We start from the raw sequence: 1583 nt of genomic DNA, 5'->3' as shown, positions 1-1583 counted from the left end.
GTTACTACTTAGGTTCAGAAGCTGAATTGTCCTTGGAAGACGGAGATAAGCGAGGCGTATATGGGGAGTTTCTGTTTCAAAAGTGTCGAGATGAAACTTCTGATTTGGGCAAATTGCTGACCGCCTGCGATCGTTCGGAAAGCCCCGGAAATTTTCACTTTCACTTTAGGCATACGAATATCGCGTTCAGCCTGATTATTGTCAAACGGTATATGCGCATCATAAAGAAAGCGAAGAATCGCTTCTTTGTGAAACTCGAATCGCTCGCCTAAATTGGCTGCCCTGCTTTTAGATTTTCGGCCCCTTGGTCCGGTTTTCTCTGGAATGGCATCGTGCTTCCACTCAAGTTTTCCGTTCGCGAGAATTTCATCGTACCTTTGCACGATTTCGCAAATAGTCTCATCGGACAAAGGCTGCTCAGCGGCTCGCGCTTGTTTCGTGAGCTTCCAGCCTGTTTGCAGCAGATCCTTCATCTCCGCCGCCCAGTTATGCTTGTCATATTCAACAATGCCCTGGCACTCTCTGAGTAGATGGGCGTTGCACAGCACGTGTTCAAACCTGTATGCCGGTCTAAAGTAGGCTGCGTAGCAATCATGAACAACGGTTCCTTCGTAAGCAGGCAAAATGCCTATCGCATCCATACCCTTGCTCCCACGTGAAGCTTGGACTTCCATATAGGTCCAATTTTCATTTGAGGCCGTGTGCAGCCAGTGCTGTTTGCCCTCCAGACGGAGCCCCGTTTCATCACAATGAATAAGCCCAAGTCCGTGTACACATTGTCTAATTTGTGAAAGAACTGGGGTGAGTCTCGCAGCTGTGATGTTAATTTGCGAGAGCAGTGTAGCTTGACTCGGAAGACAGCCGCACAAATCGGAAAAGAACTTGGAAATTCGTTCTAAGGGAAGCAACTGATACACACTCAAGTAGGCAGTCCAAGCCGCAAAGCCTTCTCCATACTGAACAGGGGCCTGAACGGTCGCAGGAAAAGAAGCCCGCACCCTGCGCTGGCAAGAAGGACAGCATTTTTCTTCTGCTCGGTGTTCCGTAACAACAAGCGAAGGTAACGGAAGATCGAACACTTGGCGTTTCAAATACGTTCGGGGAGCAATTTGCTGCAGACCAGTCTGACAATGAGGGCAGGTAGCGATTTCGTAGACGATCGTGTGATCTGGAACCTCGCTAAAACGAAGGGTACTCCCCTTGTGGCCATGAGGAGCCCCTTTTTTTCCGCCAGGAGTGCGAAGATTGGTAGGTTTACGAAAGCCGTCACTGGAAGGTGGTTTGCTGCTATTTTGACTATTTTGTCCGAGTTGGCGTTCTAGTTCCACAATACGATTCTCTAGTTTAGCGATATGTTGGGCTTGTTTCTCAATCGTAGCTTGCAATTGTTTATTATGATCGAGTAACGCTGTAATAAAACTGGCAATTTCACCATCGCCTTTACTGATCTTAAGCACTTCTTCTTTTGTAAACTCCATTGCTCTTACCTCTTGGAATAATTTGGTGCGTGTTCATTTCGACATGTGGGAACGGAATACCTTTAAATAGAAGAAGTCTTCCTATTGGAAGACCTAAGTAGTAAC

At 47.2% G+C, this 1583-nt stretch carries 1 protein-coding gene; it reads right to left on the bottom strand.

Going from position 1 to position 1583, the window contains the following annotated elements; genetic code table 11:
• Window positions 1–14: 14 nt before the first annotated feature.
• Window positions 15–1478, bottom strand: coding sequence for an IS66 family transposase (tnpC, locus tag A8708_RS00110; protein ID WP_068661514.1), 1464 nt, complete (start codon window positions 1476–1478; stop codon window positions 15–17).
• Window positions 1479–1583: the final 105 nt, after the last annotated feature.

The organism is Paenibacillus oryzisoli (genome assembly GCF_001653565.1).
GTDB classification, from domain to species: Bacteria; Bacillota; Bacilli; order Paenibacillales; family NBRC-103111; genus Paenibacillus_E; species Paenibacillus_E oryzisoli.
This window is presented reverse-complemented; position numbering and strand designations above follow the sequence as displayed.